Source organism: Streptomyces mutabilis (genome assembly GCF_046628145.1).
Classification (GTDB): Bacteria; Actinomycetota; Actinomycetes; order Streptomycetales; family Streptomycetaceae; genus Streptomyces; species Streptomyces mutabilis.
Map to the genome: position 1 here is coordinate 5,816,186 of NZ_CP176874.1, position 13,803 is coordinate 5,829,988.

Below are 13,803 nucleotides of genomic sequence, written 5' to 3' on the forward strand. Positions count from 1 at the left end.
CCCTGGTGTGAACTGCACTGGAACGGCACCACACACTATTCGTTCGCTGTGGGGGAGTTCCGTCGGTACGGCAACGGTTCGGATACAAGCCGCCTGACCTGGCACGCCCGTCGAGGCGACGATCCGGACAACCACCCGTAACCCGGCGGACCGTCCGGGGTTGGTAGCGGTGGGGTGCGCGCGGTCCGGGTGCGGCCTCGTGCCGGCAGGCACCGGCCAGCCGGACGCGTACGGACAGCGGGAGGTCGGAGCCGTGGCGACAAGCGCAGTGCGCGGGGCAACCGCGCGGGAGCGCGCTCCGAAGCGCGGGCCGGTGGGCGACGCGGCGGCCGGCCTCGGCGGGAGCGTTCTTCCGGTCGTACCGGTCCGGGCCCGTGGGCTCACCATCGAGGGCGCCGACGGACGCCGCTACCTCGACTGCGTGTCCGGGGCGGGGGCACTGGTCCTGGGGCACAACCACCCGGTCGCCCTTCAGGCGATCCGCGAAGTCCTCGACACAGGGGCCCCCTTGCAGGTCACGGGCCTCTCCACCCCGGTCGAGGAAGCCTTCGTCACCGAACTGACGCGTACGTTGCCACCCGGACTCGCCGAGCGTGCGCGCGTGCGGTTCTGCGAACCGGCCGGGAAGGACCCGGTCGCCACCGCCGCCGAACTGGTCCGCGCCGCCACCGGCCGGACCCGGGTGATCCCCTCCACGGAAGCGGACCACGGGGCCTGGTCCGAACCTGCCGACCGGGAGCCGCGAGAAGCGCTGCCCGCCGGAACGATCGTGGAACCGATCCGGTGCCGGAGCGGTGTGATTCCCACTGAGGACGCCTGGCTGCGCCGCGTGCGCGGCGACACGGCCGAACGGTGCGTTCCGCTGATCGCCGACGAGACCGAGACGGGCGTCGGGCGGACCGGTGCCTTCTGGGCGGTCGAGCACAGCGGGGTCGTCCCCGACGTCCTGGTCCTCTCCAAGGCGATCGGCGGCGGACTGCCCCTGGCCGCCGTGGTGTACCGCGACGACCTGCACACGGACGAGGGGGGCGCGTTCCGCGGCAACCAGCTCGCCCTGGCCGCGGGCGCGGCCACTCTCGCTCACGTCCGCGAACACCGTCTCGCCGAACACGCGGCAGCCCTGGGCGGTCGAACGCTGGCCCGACTGCGCGGCCTGGCCGAGGAGTTCACGTGCGTCGGCGCCGTGACGGGGCGCGGACTGATGATCGGCGTCGAGATGACGGCACCGGACGGCACGGCGGACGCCGGACCGCACGCCGTTCGCCTCGGTGCCGGTGCCGGTGCCGGTGCCGGTGTCGCTGTCGCTGTCGCTGTCCGGCGGGAGTGTCTGCGCCGCGGGCTGATCGTGGACGTCGCGGGCCCGTCCGGAAGCGTCGTACGGCTGCTGCCGCCGCTGATCGTCACCGAGGAGCAGATGTCGGCGGTTCTGGACCGCTTCGCCGACGCGGTGCAGGCGGTGGAGCGGAGTCCGGTCGGTCACGCCCCACCGCACGGCGTGCGCGCCGCGCGCCAGCCGTAGTGACACCCAGCCCAGGCCCCAGCACGCCACGAGGAGCCGCCTTGCACACCACCCCCGTACCGGAACCGGCGGCCACCGCGAACCCCGGACCCTCCAGGGCCGCTCCCGCCGACCGCGCCGCACATCCGCCGGTCTCCGGGGGCGTTCCCGACTCCGGGGCGGTCTCCGGCGCGGTTCCGGTGTCCGGGCCCGCCCCCGGCGCCGTTCCCGCGCCCGCGCCCCCCGCCGACGCGTCGGCCGGGTCCGATCCGTACGCCGAGGCGCAGGCCGCGGCCGTGGAGAACCTGCTGCGCTGCTGGGCGCGCGAGACCGACGCCCGCGCTCCCGTCGACGGCAGCCTCGCGGTACCGCTCCCGGCGAGCGGCACCGCCCTGGCCGTTCCCGTCCTCTACTGGTCACCGACGGGACGGCACCGCTTCGGCGTCCCGCGCCTGGCCGACGCGCCCGCCTCGGCTCCGCCCGTCGACGCCGTCACCCTCGCCGCCCTGCTCGCCCGGGAGACGGCCGACGGACGCGGGCCCGACGGGACCGACCTCGTGGCCCGCGTCGCCGACTCCGTCCGCCGTACCGCCGTGATCCTCCGCGAACGGCCGAGACGCCCGGCGCACCACCCTTCCGCCTGCTACGGACCCGCACCCCACGACCACTCCACCACCTCCCCCGAGCCGGACCTCTTCCTCGCCGCCGAGCAGGCGCTCGTCCTCGGGCATCCGCTGCATCCCACCCCCAAGAGCCGGGAGGGCCTCACCGAGGCGGAGGCGCGGCTGTACTCACCCGAACTGCGCGGCTCCTTCCCCCTGCACTGGCTGGCCGTCGCCCCCTCAGTCCTGGCCACCGACTCCGCGTGGACCGAACGAGGCCGCCCGGTCACCGCGCCCCGGCTCACCGCGCGCCTCGCGGGAGACGGGCCGGCGCCGCCGGACGGACACGCGGTCCTGCCCCTGCACCCCTGGCAGTTCCGCGCCGTACGGCACCGCCCGGAGGTCGCGGCCCTGCTGGAAGCCGGGCTGCTCGGGGATCTCGGCGTCCAGGGCACCCACTGGTACCCCACCTCCTCCCTGCGGACCGTCCACCGCACCGGCGCCTGCGCCATGCTCAAGCTCTCCCTGGCCCTGCACATCACCAACTCACGCCGGGAAAACCTCCGCAAGGAACTCCATCGAGGCGTCGAGGTGCACCGTCTGCTGCGCAGGGGCCTGTCCCGCCAGTGGCGGGCCGCCCACCCGGATTTCGACATCGTCCGCGACCCGGCCTGGCTGGCCGTCGACGGCCCGGACGGCAAGCCCGTCCGGGGGCTCGACGTCGTCATCCGGCACAACCCGTTCCGGCCCTCGGACGACGTCTCGTGTGTGGCCGGTCTCGTCGCCCCGCGGCCGGATGCCGCGTGGCCGGACACGCGGGCGGTGGGCCGGGCGGACGACCGTGACCGGCCCTCCGCGCGGCTCCCGCGCTCACGACTGGCGGAGATCGTCACCCGGCTCTCCGGGCGCACCGGCCGACCCCGCGTGGCGGTGGCCGCCGAGTGGTTCCTGCGGTACCTCCACCACGTCGTACGGCCCGTCCTGTGGCTGGACGCCCACGCCGGGATCGCCCTGGAGGCCCACCAGCAGAACACGCTGCTCCTGCTGGACGCCGACGGCTGGCCCGCTGGCGGCCGCTACCGCGACAACCAGGGCTACTACTTCCGCGAGTCGCGGCGCGCGGAACTCGACGCCCGGCTGCCCGGCATCGGCGAGCACAGCGACACGTTCGTCGCCGACCATGTCACCGACGAGCGCTTCGCGTACTACCTCGCCATCAACAACGTGTTCGGCCTCATCGGCGCCTTCGGCTCCCAGCGCCTCGCCGACGAACGGATGCTGCTCGCGGCCTTCCGCCGTTTCCTCGGCAACGTCGCCTCGGGCCCGGCCCCGCTGAGCGGCCCGCTGCCCGCGCTGCTCCTCGACTCACCCGTCCTCCGCTGCAAGGCCAATCTGCTGACCCGGTTGCAGGGCCTCGACGAACTCGTCGGGCCGGTGGACACCCAGTCCGTCTACGTCACCGTCACCAACCCCCTGCACGCCTGAGCGAACCGTCGCCCCCTCCTCCTCTCCCATCCACGTCCCCCGAAAGAGCGACACCGTGACTTCCACCGACGCGAGCGCTGACGACACCCTGGACCTGCATCTGCCCGCGGAGTTCGTCGCCCTCTTCGGGACGGGCGGGAACGAGGGGACGACGCCCGACGGGACGCGGACCCGGCGGACCGGCGGCGACCTGCTCGACGGCGTCGCCGACTGGGGCCCGGTCCCCACCGCGGCGGGCGAGTTCCACTTGCTGCCGGTCCACGCCGAACGCGACGTACCTCTCATCGCCCGCTGGATGAACGCCCCCGCCGTCGCCGAGTTCTGGGAGCTGACCGGACCCCAGGGCGTGACCGGGGACCACGTGCGGGCCCAGCTCGCCGGGGACGGGCGCAGCGTCCCGTGCGTCGGCGCGCTGGACGGGGTGCCGATGAGCTATTGGGAGCTCTACCGCGCCGACCTCGACCCGCTGGCCCGGTACTGTCCCGTACGGCCGCACGACACCGGTCTCCACCTGCTGATCGGCGACGCCGCCGACCGCGGCAGGGGGATCGGGACGGCTCTGATCAGGGCCGTCGCCGACCTCGTCCTCGCCAGGCGGCCCGCCTGCACCCGCGTGCTCGCGGAACCCGACGTCCGCAACCGGCCGTCCGTCGCCGCGTTCCTCGGTGCCGGATTCCGGTTGTCCGGCGAGATCGACCTGCCCGGCAAGCGGGCCGCCCTCATGATCCGCGAACGGTCCCCGCGCGAGCTGCCGTAGCGCCCGAGCCGCCGCAGCGCCGCGCCCCGATCGCCGACCAGCCCGCCAGGAGCCACTCGTGCCACCCCCGTCCCCACAGGCCCACCCGCCCCTCACAGCCGCCTTCCGCGCCCCTTTGTCAGTGCCGGGCCGTAGGGTGGTCGCGCTATGACGAAGCCCTCACTCCCCGAACTCCTGCACGCCGCCGTCACCGCCGTCGGCGGCACGGAGCGTCCCGGCCAGGTGGCCATGGCCGAAGCCGTCGAGGAAGCCATCGACGGCGGCTCCCATCTGCTGGTCCAGGCCGGCACCGGCACCGGCAAGTCGCTGGGGTACCTGGTGCCCGCGCTGGCCCACGGGGAGCGTGTTGTCGTGGCCACGGCGACCCTGGCTCTCCAGCGCCAGCTGGTCGAACGCGACCTTCCCCGCACGGTCGACGCGCTCCACCCCCAGCTGCGCCGCCGCCCGGAGTTCGCGATGCTCAAGGGCCGGTCGAACTACCTGTGCCTGCACCGGCTCCACGAGGGAGTGCCGCAGGACGAGGAGGAGGGTCTCTTCGACCAGTTCGAGGCCGCCGCGCCCACCAGCAAGCTGGGCCAGGACCTGTTGCGGATGCGGGACTGGGCGGACGAGACCGAGACCGGCGACCGCGACGACCTGACGCCGGGCGTCTCCGACCGGGCCTGGTCCCAGGTGTCGGTGTCCTCCCGAGAGTGCCTGGGCGCCTCGAAGTGCGCGTACGGTGCGGAGTGCTTCGCCGAGATGGCCCGGGAGCGCGCCAAGCTGTCCGAGGTGGTCGTCACCAACCACGCCCTCCTCGCCATCGACGCCATCGAGGGCGCCCCGGTCCTGCCGCAGCACGAGGTGCTGATCGTCGACGAGGCGCACGAGCTGGTCTCCCGGGTCACCGGGGTGGCCACCGGCGAGCTGACCCCCGGGCAGGTCAACCGGGCCGTGCGACGCGCCGCGAAGCTGGTCAACGAGAAGGCCGCCGATCAGCTCCAGACCGCCGCCGAGGGCTTCGAGCGGCTGATGGAGCTGGCGCTGCCGGGCCGCCTGGAGGAGATCCCGGAGGACCTCGGCTACGCGCTGATGGCACTGCGCGACGCGTGCCGTACGGTCATCTCGGCGATCGGCGCGACCCGCGACAAGTCCGTGCAGGACGAGGACGCCGTCCGCAAGCAGGCGCTCGCCTCCGTGGAGTCGGTGCACGACGTGGCGGAGCGCATCACCAACGGCTCCGAGTGGGACGTCGTCTGGTACGAGCGGCACGACCGCTTCGGTGCCTCCCTGCGGGTCGCTCCCATGTCCGTCTCGGGACTGCTGCGGGAGAAGCTGTTCACGGACCGCTCGGTGATCCTCACCTCCGCCACCCTGAAGCTGGGCGGCGACTTCAACGGCGTCGGGGCCTCCCTGGGTCTCGCCCCCGAGGGCACCGAGGGCGAGGACGTGCCCCAGTGGAAGGGTGTCGACGTCGGCTCGCCCTTCGACTACCGCAAGCAGGGCATCCTGTACGTCGCCAAGCACCTGGCGCGTCCCGCCCGGGACGGTGACCGCGGGGACATGCTCGACGAGCTCACGGAGCTGATCCAGGCGGCGGGCGGACGCACGCTCGGGTTGTTCTCCTCGATGCGGGCGGCTCAGCTGGCCGCGGAGGAGCTGCGCTCGCGCGTCCCGGAGTACCCGATCCTGCTCCAGGGCGAGGAGACGCTCGGCGAGCTGATCAAGAACTTCGCCGCCGACCCGAAGACCTGCCTCTTCGGAACGCTGTCGCTCTGGCAGGGCGTGGATGTCCCCGGGCCCAGCTGCCAGCTGGTCGTCATGGACAAGATCCCCTTCCCGCGCCCGGACGACCCCTTGATGAGCGCCCGCCAGAAGGCGGTGGAGGAGGCCGGCGGCAACGGTTTCATGGCGGTGGCCGCCACGCACGCCGCGCTGCTGATGGCCCAGGGCGCGGGACGTCTCGTACGGGCGTCGGGCGACCGCGGTGTGGTCGCCGTCCTGGACCAGCGACTGGCCACGGCGCGGTACGGGAGCTATCTGAAGGCTTCGCTGCCCGACTTCTGGTTCACCACGGACCGCAACCAGGTCCGCAAGTCGCTCGCCGCGATCGACGCGGCGGCCCGGCAGACGGAGGCGCAGGGCGACTGAGCTACCGGGCCACGTGCGGGGCGACGGAATCGCAGAGCGACCGAGCGACCGGCCCCGCACAGCGCGGGGCCCCGGAACCGGCGCAGAGGTTCCGGGGCCCGGTCGGGTCGGCGGGGCGCTGACGTCGCGCACCCGCCCGCCGTGGCGCTCAGACGCGGCGCAGTACGGCCACCACCTTGCCGAGGATGGTCGCGTCATCACCGGGGATCGGCTCGTACGCCGCGTTGTGCGGGAGGAGCCAGACGTGGCCGTCCTCGCGCTTGAAACGCTTGACGGTGGCCTCGCCATCGAGCATCGCGGCCACGATGTCGCCGTTCTCGGCGACCGGCTGGCGACGCACCGTGACCCAGTCGCCGTCGCAGATGGCGGCCTCGATCATCGAGTCACCGACGACCTTGAGGACGAACAGCTCGCCGTCACCGACCAGCTGCCGGGGCAGGGGGAAGACGTCCTCGACGGACTCCTCGGCGAGGATCGGGCCACCGGCGGCGATTCGCCCGACGAGCGGGACGTACGACGCGGCGGGCTTGCCGGCGGTGTCCGTGGGCTGCACGGAGGCGGCCTGGTCGGAGCCGCGCACCTCGTAGGCGCGCGGGCGGTGCGGGTCGCGGCGCAGGAAACCCTTGCGTTCGAGTGCCATCAGCTGGTGCGCGACGGAGGAGGTGCTGGAAAGACCGACGGCCTGACCGATCTCGCGCATCGACGGCGGGTAGCCGCGCCGCTGCACGGAGTCGCGGATGACTTCGATCACCCGGCGCTGGCGGTCGGTCAGTCCCGAGCTGTCCGCCCGGATGCCGGGAGGTCGGCCCGGCAAGGAGCGCTTGTGCCCCTCTGGACTCGCGGCGTCGCTCATCGCGTGCATCGGCTCAGGTCGGCCCTGGGGGCGGTCCTGGGCAGTGATGGTGGCACTGTCGGCGGTGGTGGTCACGTCGGCCCCTCTCGATGGTCTCCCTGCTGCCCAACGGTAGTAGCTTTCGAAAGGTTGCGCCAAACACACGTTCGAGTGAAAAAACGTGAATCGCTCGCCCGAATTGCATGTTTGGGTGTATGGCTACCGCGGTGGCCGGCGGACAAAAGTGCTCATTGCTGTACTCTTCACCGCCGTGGTGACAACCTCGGGGATGTCGCTCCAGTCTGCCATCCGGCATCCCGTTCGACGGGGCGGGTCCCTCCATCTGTGCGGTAGTCCCACGCCCCCTCCCCGTGGCGGCCACGCTATCTCCGCATGCCCCCGGGCGATACGGCCGTGCGTGTGCATGTGTGGGCCTGCGTGTGCGCGTGTGCGCGTGTGCGCGACCGCCGAGGGGCCGCGGTCCCGTACGGGACGCGCACGGACCGGCGCGACACGCGTGCAGGGCGTGGATGTATGAGCCAATCCCCACATCTAGTGGTTGGATTGCAGCAGCAGCCCACAAGTTGTGGTCCCCCGGGTCTTCGGGCCCGCTGCGATCGCCTATGCTGGTGGCTGCTTCGAGGGGCTGAAGGGCCTCTTGTGGCTATTGAGTCTGCTGTGAGGAGGGTTCGGAGTACATGCACTGCCCCTTCTGCAGGCACCCCGACAGCCGTGTCGTCGACAGCCGTACGACCGACGACGGCACGTCGATCCGCAGGCGCCGCCAGTGTCCCGACTGCTCCCGTCGTTTCACGACCGTGGAGACGTGCTCGCTCATGGTGGTGAAGCGGTCCGGGGTCACCGAACCGTTCAGCCGCACCAAGGTCATCAACGGTGTGCGCAAGGCCTGTCAGGGGCGGCCCGTCACCGAGGACGCGCTCGCGCAGCTCGGCCAGCGGGTCGAGGAGGCCGTGCGGGCCACCGGGAGCGCCGAGCTGACCACTCACGACGTGGGGCTGGCCATCCTCGGCCCGTTGCAGGAACTCGATCTTGTCGCCTATCTGCGATTCGCCTCCGTCTACCGGGCGTTCGACTCGCTCGAGGACTTCGAGGCCGCGATCGCGGAGCTCAGGGAGGCGACGGGGCGTCCCGGCACGGACGGCGACGGCGCCGGCGCGGGGAGCCAGGAGAACGACCGCGGGTCCACGGGGACGGCACAGGTCCCCGAGCCCGCAGGCGCCGCCGACTGACCGGCGGGCCGGACCCGGACTTCGGCGCCCGGGCCCGGCCGGTCGGCGGCGAGAGAAAAAGACCTGTTGCGGGTGCGATGAGGGATGCCCGCAACACCAGACAGAACACCGTGCCACGGGAACAAACGGGGCACTTCAGGGCGTTTTCGCCCGTACATGGGAGGCGGCATGACAGAGACGGCGAGCGGTCCGGCACGGAGTTCCCGCGCCAAGGGCACCAAGGCGGGCAAGGGACTCCGCGTCGAGCGCGTCCACACCACTCCCGGCGTCCACCCCTACGACGAGGTGGCCTGGGAGCGTCGTGACGTCGTCATGACCAACTGGCGCGACGGCTCGGTCAACTTCGAGCAGCGTGGCGTCGAGTTCCCCGACTTCTGGTCGGTGAACGCGGTCAACATCGTCACCAGCAAGTACTTCCGGGGCGCCGTCGGCACCCCGCAGCGCGAGGTGAGCCTGAAGCAGCTCATCGACCGCATCGTGAAGACGTACCGGAAGGCCGGTGAGGACCACAAGTACTTCGCCTCGCCCGCCGACGCCGAGATCTTCGAGCACGAGCTGGCGTACGCCCTCCTGCACCAGATCTTCAGCTTCAACAGCCCCGTCTGGTTCAACGTCGGCACGCCCCAGCCGCAGCAGGTCTCCGCCTGCTTCATCCTGTCCGTCGACGACTCCATGGAGTCGATCCTCGACTGGTACAAGGAAGAGGGCATGATCTTCAAGGGCGGCTCGGGCGCCGGCCTGAACCTCTCCCGCATCCGCTCCTCCAAGGAGCTGCTCTCCTCCGGCGGCAACGCCTCCGGCCCGGTCTCCTTCATGCGCGGCGCCGACGCCTCCGCCGGCACCATCAAGTCGGGCGGTGCCACCCGCCGCGCCGCCAAGATGGTCATCCTCGACGTCGACCACCCGGACATCGAGGACTTCATCGAGACCAAGGTCAAGGAGGAGGAGAAGATCCGCGCCCTGCGCGACGCGGGCTTCGACATGGACCTGGGCGGCGACGACATCACGTCCGTCCAGTACCAGAACGCCAACAACTCGGTCCGCGTGAACGACACGTTCATGAAGGCCGTGCAGGACGGCGGCAAGTTCGGCCTGACCTCCCGCATGACCGGTGAGGTCATCGAGGAGGTCGACGCCAAGTCCCTCTTCCGCAAGATGGCCGAGGCCGCCTGGGCCTGCGCCGACCCGGGCATCCAGTACGACGACACCATCAACCACTGGCACACGTGCCCGGAGTCCGGCCGCATCAACGGCTCGAACCCCTGCAGCGAGTACATGCACCTGGACAACACGTCCTGCAACCTCGCCTCGCTGAACCTGATGAAGTTCCTGAAGGACGACGGCAAGGGCAACCAGTCCTTCGACGTCGAGCGCTTCTCGAAGGTCGTCGAGCTGGTCATCACCGCGATGGACATCTCCATCTGCTTCGCGGACTTCCCGACCCAGAAGATCGGCGAGAACACCCGCGCCTTCCGCCAGCTCGGCATCGGCTACGCCAACCTCGGCGCCCTGCTGATGGCGACCGGCCACGCGTACGACTCCGACGGCGGCCGCGCCCTGGCCGGTGCCATCACCTCCCTGATGACCGGCACGTCCTACCGGCGCTCCGCCGAGCTCGCCGCGATCGTCGGCCCGTACGACGGCTACGCCCGCAACGCGCAGCCGCACCTGCGGGTCATGAAGCAGCACTCGGACGCCAACGCCGAGGCCGTCCGCATGGACGACCTGGACACGCCGATCTGGGCCGCCGCCACCGAGGCCTGGCAGGACGTGCTGCGCCTCGGCGAGAAGAACGGCTTCCGCAACTCCCAGGCGTCCGTCATCGCCCCGACCGGCACCATCGGTCTGGCGATGTCCTGCGACACCACCGGTCTCGAGCCCGACCTCGCCCTGGTCAAGTTCAAGAAGCTGGTCGGCGGCGGTTCGATGCAGATCGTCAACGGCACCGTCCCGCAGGCCCTGCGCCGCCTGGGTTACCAGGAGGAGCAGATCGAGGCGATCGTGGCCCACATCGCCGAGCACGGCAACGTGATCGACGCCCCCGGCCTCAAGCAGGAGCACTACGAGGTCTTCGACTGCGCGATGGGCGAGCGCTCCATCTCCGCGATGGGCCACGTCCGCATGATGGCCGCCATCCAGCCGTGGATCTCCGGCGCCCTGTCCAAGACGGTCAACCTGCCGGAGTCGGCGACCGTGGAGGACGTCGAGGAGGTCTACTTCGAGGCCTGGAAGATGGGCGTCAAGGCGCTCGCCATCTACCGCGACAACTGCAAGGTCGGCCAGCCTCTCTCCGCGAAGACCAAGGAGAAGGAGAAGGCCGAGGTCACGGAGAAGGCCGAGGCGACCATCCGCGAGACGGTCGAGAAGGTCGTCGAGTACCGCCCGGTCCGCAAGCGCCTCCCGAAGGGCCGCCCCGGCATCACCACCTCCTTCACCGTCGGCGGCGCCGAGGGCTACATGACCGCCAATTCCTACCCGGACGACGGTCTCGGCGAGGTCTTCCTGAAGATGTCCAAGCAGGGATCGACCCTCGCGGGCATGATGGACGCCTTCTCCATCGCGGTCTCCGTCGGCCTCCAGTACGGCGTGCCGCTGGAGACGTACGTCTCGAAGTTCACCAACATGCGCTTCGAGCCGGCCGGCATGACGGACGACCCGGACGTGCGGATGGCGCAGTCGATCGTCGACTACATCTTCCGCCGCCTGGCGCTGGACTTCCTGCCCTTCGAGACGCGCTCCGCGCTCGGCATCCACTCCGCCGAGGAGCGCCAGCGCCACCTGGAGACCGGTTCGTACGAGCCGTCCGACGACGAGCTCGACGTCGAGGGCCTGGCCCAGTCGGCGCCGCGCGCCCAGGAACTGAAGGCCGTCGCCACGCCGAAGGCCGAGGTCGAGGCGGCCAAGCCCGCTCCGCAGCAGGCGCACACCAGCGCCGAGCTGGTGGAGATGCAGCTGGGCATCCAGGCCGACGCCCCGCTGTGCTTCTCCTGCGGCACGAAGATGCAGCGCGCCGGTTCCTGCTACATCTGCGAGGGCTGCGGCTCGACGAGTGGCTGCAGCTGACCTGTAGCGCTCAATGAGTAAGGGGCGTCCACCTGGGTGGGCGCCCCTTACTCATGCACAGCTGCTTCAGGACCGGCGCACCGCGCCCATGGTGGCGGCGAAGGCCGCGGGGTCGCCCTCGAAGCCGTGCACGCCGGCCCGGAACTCCCACGCCCCGGTCTCGTCCCGCACGAACTCCGCGACCGTCGCGGCGGTCGCGGACCGGACTCCGCCGAAGTCGTCCGTGGCCAGGTCGGTGTAGCCCTCCCGGATGCGCAGGCCCGGGTTGGTCACGTCGCCGAAGGTCCGGTCCTCGGTGCGCTGCTGGATCGCGACCCCGACCACCACGCGCGCGTACCGGGCGTCGAGCCGCTCCAGCTCCAGGGTCATGACCTCGTCGTAGCCGAAGCCCTTGCCGTCCTGGCTGTCCCGGTTGAGATAGATGGTGCCGTCGGGGGAGCGGCTGCCGTGGTGCACCACGTAGGCGGGAGCACCGTACGGGTCCTCCGCCGAGTAGGTCCCGGCGACGACGTCCAGGTCGGCGGGTGGCTGCCCTGCCGGGTTCGGATCCCACCGCAGCGCGACCTCGACCTTGCCCGTGCCTTTGCTGAGGCCGTTCACAGACTTCCCCTTCCCAGATCCCCCGCCCCTGCCCCGGCCACCTCAACTGCCGAGCGGTGACGGCCGGTTGTCCATCCTGCCACGCACAGCGATGCCGGGGCGGGCAAGCGGTGCGCCGGAGAGTGACCGGTGCCACGTTCCTGGCCTTACGATGGCGCGGTGCTGGTCAAGTGGATTCGCTGCACCGTGGTGGACCGCCGGGGGTTCGAGCGGGGGCAGCGAAAGTGGGCGGGGCTTCCGGGGGAGCCGGGTTTTCGGGGGCAGGGAGGCGGCTGGAGCCGGGGGCGGCCGGACGTGGCGCACGTCTTCGCCTTCTGGGAGAGCCGTGCCTTCTACGACTCCTTCATGGCCCGGTCCCACGACCGGCTCGCCTCGGCCCAGGCGGGCACCTTCAAGGACGCGCAGGTCAGGCTCTTCGACTACCGCTTCGACGTGAAGACCGGGTTCGAACCCCGCTTCACGGACGCCGACCTGCTGCGGGTGGCGCTGTGCCGCGTGCACGAGGAGCGGGCCGAGCACTACGTCCTCATGCAGGAGAAGGTCTGGAACCCGGCGATGGCCGGCTCGCCCGGCATGGTCCGCGGGCTGTTCGGCGAGGCACCGGGGAACGAGTACCTGGTGCTGTCGATGTGGCGGTCGGCCGCCGAGCACGGCAAGTACCGCACCGAGCGGGTCGAGCGGCTCGCCCTGCGCGCCCAGACGGAGGCCGACATCGCAGCGCTGACGGGGGACATCGTGCAGTTGGAGCCCTCCTGGACCGTCTGAGGCCGCTCTCCTGGACCGTCTGAGGGCCCGACCGGCCCCCTGGTGACGACGTGCGTCCTGTGTGAAGGCAGCGGTGTGGAAACTGTGTGAGGTACGCCGTACGGGGCCCGTTCGAGTGCCTGGTTCCGCCCGTCTCGATCTAGGGTTCTGACATGGCACGACCACGGCGCATCGTTCTAGTCCGGCACGGCGAGTCGACCGGAAACGTCGATGACACCGTGTACGAGCGAGAACCCGACCACGCCCTCGCGCTCACCGAGCAGGGCCGGGCCCAGGCGGAGGAGACCGGGAAGGCGCTGCGCGAGGTGTTCGGCCGTGAGCGGGTCAGCGTGTACGTCTCCCCGTACCGCCGTACGCACGAGACGCTGCAGGCCTTCCGCCTCGACCCCGGGCTGATACGGATCAGGGAGGAGCCCCGGCTGCGTGAGCAGGACTGGGGCAACTGGCAGGACCGCGACGACGTGCGGCTGCAGAAGGCCTACCGGGACGCCTACGGCCACTTCTTCTACCGTTTCGCCCAGGGCGAGTCCGGTGCCGACGTGTACGACCGGGTCGGTGGCTTCCTGGAGAGTCTGTTCCGCAGTTTCGAGGACCCCGACCATCCGCCGAACGTGCTCCTGGTCACCCACGGTCTGGCCATGCGGCTGTTCTGCATGCGGTGGTTCCACTGGACGGTCGCGGAGTTCGAGTCGCTGTCGAACCCCGGGAACGGCGAGATGCGGATGCTCGTTCTCGGCGAGGACGGCAAGTACCGCCTTGACCGGCCTTTCGAACGCTGGCGAGATCCGGAACCGTACGGGACCACCGGATAGAGTGGCAGG

10 protein-coding genes are annotated in these 13,803 nt (G+C 71.2%); 8 read left to right on the forward strand and 2 right to left on the reverse strand.

What is annotated here, in order from left to right:
• Positions 1-253: 253 nt before the first annotated feature.
• The 4 genes from ACLIN4_RS26320 (at position 254) to ACLIN4_RS26335 (ending at position 6,472) form a co-directional block, all read left to right on the forward strand.
• Positions 254-1,519, forward strand: a complete 1,266-nt coding sequence (locus tag ACLIN4_RS26320) for an aminotransferase class III-fold pyridoxal phosphate-dependent enzyme (RefSeq protein WP_411576287.1) — start codon at positions 254-256, stop codon at positions 1,517-1,519.
• Between the two features lie 41 nt (positions 1,520-1,560).
• A complete protein-coding gene (locus ACLIN4_RS26325; RefSeq protein WP_411576288.1) occupies positions 1,561-3,585 on the forward strand; it encodes an IucA/IucC family protein in 2,025 nt (674 codons plus the stop codon).
• A gap of 55 nt (positions 3,586-3,640) precedes the next feature.
• On the forward strand, positions 3,641-4,342 hold the full coding sequence (locus ACLIN4_RS26330; protein ID WP_289908812.1) for a GNAT family N-acetyltransferase: 702 nt from the start codon (positions 3,641-3,643) through the stop codon (positions 4,340-4,342).
• Positions 4,343-4,489: 147 nt separating this feature from the next.
• Complete coding sequence (locus tag ACLIN4_RS26335; protein WP_100045147.1) at positions 4,490-6,472, forward strand: ATP-dependent DNA helicase; 1,983 nt, start codon at positions 4,490-4,492, stop codon at positions 6,470-6,472.
• A gap of 148 nt (positions 6,473-6,620) precedes the next feature.
• On the opposite strand, the gene lexA is transcribed toward ACLIN4_RS26335, so the two are convergent.
• A complete protein-coding gene (gene lexA / locus ACLIN4_RS26340; protein ID WP_043379085.1) occupies positions 6,621-7,400 on the reverse strand; it encodes a transcriptional repressor LexA in 780 nt (259 codons plus the stop codon).
• Positions 7,401-8,002: 602 nt separating this feature from the next.
• Here lexA and nrdR point away from each other — a divergent pair.
• Both nrdR and ACLIN4_RS26350 read left to right on the forward strand, forming a co-directional pair.
• The gene (gene nrdR, locus ACLIN4_RS26345) at positions 8,003-8,554 is read left to right on the forward strand and encodes a transcriptional regulator NrdR (protein ID WP_107476639.1); all 552 of its coding nucleotides are present in this window, start codon (positions 8,003-8,005) and stop codon (positions 8,552-8,554) included.
• Positions 8,555-8,722: 168 nt separating this feature from the next.
• Positions 8,723-11,617: a vitamin B12-dependent ribonucleotide reductase gene (locus ACLIN4_RS26350; protein WP_107476661.1), complete on the forward strand. Its 2,895-nt coding sequence runs from the start codon at positions 8,723-8,725 to the stop codon at positions 11,615-11,617.
• Between the two features lie 66 nt (positions 11,618-11,683).
• On the opposite strand, the gene ACLIN4_RS26355 is transcribed toward ACLIN4_RS26350, so the two are convergent.
• Positions 11,684-12,217, reverse strand: a complete 534-nt coding sequence (locus ACLIN4_RS26355; RefSeq protein ID WP_107476635.1) for a TerD family protein — start codon at positions 12,215-12,217, stop codon at positions 11,684-11,686.
• A gap of 159 nt (positions 12,218-12,376) precedes the next feature.
• Between ACLIN4_RS26355 and ACLIN4_RS26360 the strand changes: the two genes are divergently transcribed.
• Both ACLIN4_RS26360 and ACLIN4_RS26365 read left to right on the forward strand, forming a co-directional pair.
• Positions 12,377-12,982 (forward strand): YdbC family protein, encoded by a 606-nt coding sequence (locus ACLIN4_RS26360; protein WP_037821600.1) that lies wholly within the window; start codon positions 12,377-12,379, stop codon positions 12,980-12,982.
• Positions 12,983-13,134: 152 nt separating this feature from the next.
• Positions 13,135-13,794 carry a histidine phosphatase family protein gene (locus tag ACLIN4_RS26365; protein ID WP_107476634.1) on the forward strand — a complete coding sequence of 220 codons (660 nt, stop codon included), beginning with the start codon at positions 13,135-13,137 and terminating at the stop codon, positions 13,792-13,794.
• Positions 13,795-13,803: the final 9 nt, after the last annotated feature.